4 protein-coding genes are annotated in these 4,135 nt (G+C 67.4%); all 4 read left to right on the forward strand.

Features of this window, described 5'->3' with window-relative positions:
- Positions 1-60 precede the first annotated feature (60 nt).
- Positions 61-633, forward strand: a complete 573-nt coding sequence (locus I5M_RS13025) for an OsmC family protein (protein WP_022721799.1) — start codon at positions 61-63, stop codon at positions 631-633.
- A gap of 28 nt (positions 634-661) precedes the next feature.
- A complete protein-coding gene (locus I5M_RS13030; RefSeq protein ID WP_022721800.1) occupies positions 662-1,786 on the forward strand; it encodes an acyl-CoA dehydrogenase family protein in 1,125 nt (374 codons plus the stop codon).
- Positions 1,787-1,914: 128 nt separating this feature from the next.
- Positions 1,915-2,799, forward strand: a complete 885-nt coding sequence (locus I5M_RS13035; RefSeq protein WP_022721801.1) for a sulfurtransferase — start codon at positions 1,915-1,917, stop codon at positions 2,797-2,799.
- 275 nt (positions 2,800-3,074) lie between these two features.
- A partial coding sequence (locus I5M_RS13040) for an iron-containing alcohol dehydrogenase (protein WP_022721802.1) occupies positions 3,075-4,135 on the forward strand: 1,061 nt, incomplete at its 3' end.

Below are 4,135 nucleotides of genomic sequence, written 5' to 3' on the forward strand. Positions count from 1 at the left end.
TAATACAGAACGGTCTGTAGCCTGCAACGCCGGAGTTTGCCGGCAGACCACGGAGAGACCATGACCAAAGCAGCCACCGCCGTCACCGCTTGCCTCACCCCCGACACCCCGACGGCTATGACCGGATGTCTGGCGCCGATCGACAAGGCCGGCCTCGACGAACTGATCGCCAAGGGCAAGGCCGATCCGAAGGTGATCAAGACGCTGAAGTGCAAGACCGTGGCCGAGGGCCGCTTCCGCCATCTCAACTTCATCCGCACCCTGCCGCCCTACATCGTCGACGAGCCGCCGGGCCTGCTCGGTGACGACACCGCGCCGAATCCGTCGGAGGCCTCGCTGGCCGCGCTCGGCTCCTGCCTCGCCGTCGGCATCCACGCCAACGCGGTGGCGCGCGGCATCACCGTCTACACGCTCGAGATCGAGCTGGAAGGCGACCTCAACATCACTGGCGTCTGGGGCACCGGCGACCTCTCCGAGAAGCCGGTCGGCTTCACCGACGTGCGCGCCAAAGTGAAGTTCGAGGCCGATCGTCCGCGCGAAGAACTCGACGCGCTGGTGGCGCATGCGCGGCTGTGGTCGCCGGTCGCCAACACGTTCTCGCGCCCGGTCAATCTCGACGTCGTGATGGCCTGACCTTCAGCGCACAGCGGGGACGAGAGCCATGTTGGATGTCCAGTCAGTGAGCAAGCTCGAAGCGTCGCCGCAGGGCGATGTCGTCGCGGCGGTGCGGACTCTGGCGGCGCGCGAGTTGTCGTCGCTGGTCAACACCATCGACGTCGACGGTCATTATCCGGAAGCGCAGATGCGCGCGTTCGGGCGCCTCGGCGCCTATGCGCAGCACCTGCCGGGCTACAGCCCGTCGGTCGATCTCGTCACCGCCATCCAGGCGATGGCGGCAGCTGGCGAGCATTGCCTGTCGACCTCGTTCTGCATGTGGTGTCAGGACGCGCTGGGCTGGTACATCTACGCCTCCGACAATCAGCATCTGCGGACGACGATCGGCCCGCAGATCGCCAGCGGTGCCGTGCTCGGCGGCACCGCGCTGTCCAATCCGATGAAGTCGCTGTTCGGGATCGAGCCGATGCGCCTGAAAGGGCGCCGCGGCGACGGCGGCTATATCGTCAAGGGTCTGTTGCCCTACGTCTCCAACCTCGGCGCCGATCATTACTTCGGGGCGATCTTCGAGGTCGAGGAGGGCGGCAAGACCCGCAACGTGATGGCGGTGATTCCCTGCGCCGCCGCGGGTGTTACGCTCGCCGATAACGCCAAGTTCACGGCGCTCGACGGCACCCGCACCTTCGCGGTGCAGATGCGCGACGTCGTCGTGCCGGAGGAATGGGTGCTGGCCGATCCGGTCGATCCGTTCATCAAGCGCATCCGCGCCGGCTTCATCCTGCTGCAGGCCGGCATGGCGTTCGGCCTGATCCGCGACTGCCTGCGGCTGATCGAGCAGTGCAAAGGCCCGCTCGGCCACGTCAACAAGTACCTCGACGTGCAGGCCGAGCCACTCGCCGAACAACTCGCCGGCATGGAAGCCGAGGTCGCCCGCCTTGCCGCCACGCCGTTCGAGGACGATCTCGGCTATTGGCGCGCGGTGATCGAGGCGCGGCTCGCCGCCGGCGATGCCTCGGTGGCCGCGGCACATGCGGCGATGCTGCATTGTGGCGCCCGCGGCTACGTCGCCGGCGCCGCGGCGCAGCGCCGGCTGCGCGAGGCGTACTTCGTCGCCATCGTCACCCCGGCCACCAAGCAACTGCGCAAGATGCTCGCGGACATGGCGCACTAGCCCGCGAGTGCGATTACGCGCCCGCGCGACGTTGCGCGGGTGCCTCTGCAAGCTCGGCCCCAGCGAACCGCGCTGGATCTCTCTCGGACAACGACGTCTCGAACCAACAACGAGCACAGGAGCGACAGATGACTGACAAGGTACTCGTGACACCTGCCGAACTCTCCGACATGCTGGCTTCGCCCGGCACGGTGGTGATCGACACCCGCGATCCGGCCACCTATGCGGCCGGCCACATTCCGGGTGCCGTCAACATCCACGACATCTTTACGTATTTGGCGACTTCGACGCCCGAAGGCGTCGCCGAGATGCGCGACAAGTTCGCCGCGATCTTCGGCGCTGCGGGTCTTTCTGGCGAAGAGACCGCGGTGATCACCGAGCAGTCGATGAACACCGGCTTCGGCCAGTCCTGCCGCGGCTATGTGCTGCTGACCTATCTGGGCTATCCGAAGGTGAAGATCCTGCACGGCGGCTACGTCGCCTGGACCGCGGCGGCCCTGCCGACCACGACGGACGTGCCGACGCCGACGCCGAAGACCTTCAAGGTCGACCCCGCTGCGGCGTCGATCCTGGTCGATCTCGAGGGCATGAAGGCGGCGGTCGCCGATGGCAGCAAGGTCAAGCTCGACACCCGCGACGTCGACGAGTGGGTCGCGGAAAGCTCCTCGCCCTACGGCAAGGATTTCTGCCCGCGCAAGGGCCGCATCCCGGGCGCCGTGTGGATCGAATGGTACCGGATGATGAAGCCGTCGCCGGCTGGGCCGATGTTCAAGTCCAAGAACGAGATCCTGGCCGAATGCGCCAGCGTCGGCATCACGCCCGATACGCCCGTGGTGCTGTACTGCTTCAAGGGCGCGCGTGCGTCGAACACGCTGGTGGCGCTGAAGGAGGCCGGCATCAAGGACGTCAGCCTGTATTTCGGCTCCTGGAACGAATGGTCGCGCGACCCGTCGCTGCCGATCGAAGAAGGCCTGCCGTTCGGGGCGCAACCGATGATGGCCGCGGCGGAGTAACTACGCAGATGTGCGCCGGCCGCTGAGCGGCGGCGGATTCGCAGTACCTCCAGGTGCACTGAACCCTCATCCTGAGGAGCCTCGGCATCGCCCGTAGGGCGAAGCCGAGGCATCTCGAAGGATGAGGCTACAGGTGCCTGCAGCGCATGGTTCGAGACGGCGCTTCGCGCCTCCTCACCATGAGGTTGTGCCTGGGGCGGCGCTCTGCGCCCGTCGGATTTCCATCAGAAACGCAACTGCTCTAGTCTGGCAGCAAATCACCAGCAGAGCCTCGCGTGAATATCCCTCCCTTCCAGATCGGCCGTCTGCCGAAAATCGAATTCGGCGCCGGCGCGGCGGCCAAGTTGCCGGCGCTGGCCGCGTCGTTCGGCACGCGCGTGCTGCTGGTCACCGGCGCACGGTCGTTCGATCAGGCGCCGTGGTCGGCGAAGCTGCTCGATGGCTTACGCGCGCGCGGCATCGTCTGCGAGCGGCTCAAGGTCGGCGACGAACCATCGCCCGAACTGGTCGACGACGCCGTGCGCGCTCTCCGCAGTGCCGACATCGGCGCGGTGATCGGCCTCGGCGGCGGCAGTGCGCTCGATGCGGCCAAGGCGATTGCCGGGCTGCTGAAGCCGGGCAACTCGGTGCTCGATCATCTCGAAGGCGTCGGACCGGAGGCGCCGTATCGCGGGCCGGCGACGCCGTTCATCGCGGTGCCGACCACGGCGGGCACCGGCTCAGAGGCCACCAAGAATGCGGTGCTGTCGAAGCGCGGCGCGGACGGCTTCAAGAAGTCGTTCCGCGACGATGCGCTGGTGGCACATACCGCGATCGTCGATCCGGATCTGCTGGTCGGCTGTCCGAAGCCGCAAATCGCCGCCAACGGCATGGATGCGCTGACGCAGTTGCTCGAATCCTACGTCTCCACCCGCGCCAATCCAATCACCGACGCGCTGGCGCTGTCGGGCCTCGAAGCGGCGCGAGACGGATTGCTGACCTGGTATCAAGGCGGCGATGACGGCGCCGGCGCGGCCGAGGCGCGGTCGCGCATGGCCTATGCGTCACTGCTGTCCGGCATCTGCCTGGCGCAGACCGGGCTCGGCTCGGTCCACGGCCTGGCGTCGCCGCTCGGTGCGTACTTCCCGATCCCGCACGGCGTCGTCTGCGGCACGCTGGTCGCCGCCGCCACCGCGGTCAACATCGCGGTGCTGCAGGCCCGCGCGCCGGACGATACGGCGCTCGCGAAGTACGCGACGCTCGGCCGGCTGCTGTCCGGTCGCGATGAAACGGCCGATGCGGCCGCGCGCGACGATCTTGTCGCGNTGCTGGATCAATGGACGCAGGCGCTGGCGTT

The sequence above is a fragment of the Rhodopseudomonas sp. B29 genome (assembly GCF_000333455.1).
GTDB lineage: Bacteria > Pseudomonadota > Alphaproteobacteria > Rhizobiales > Xanthobacteraceae > Rhodopseudomonas.

Coding starts and splice junctions, on each gene's coding strand:
- I5M_RS13030 (WP_022721800.1), top strand. CDS start 662: ATGTTGGATGTCCAGTCAGTGAGCAAGCTCGAAGCGTCGCCGCAGGGC.
- I5M_RS13035 (WP_022721801.1), top strand. CDS start 1,915: ATGACTGACAAGGTACTCGTGACACCTGCCGAACTCTCCGACATGCTG.
- I5M_RS13025 (WP_022721799.1), top strand. CDS start 61: ATGACCAAAGCAGCCACCGCCGTCACCGCTTGCCTCACCCCCGACACC.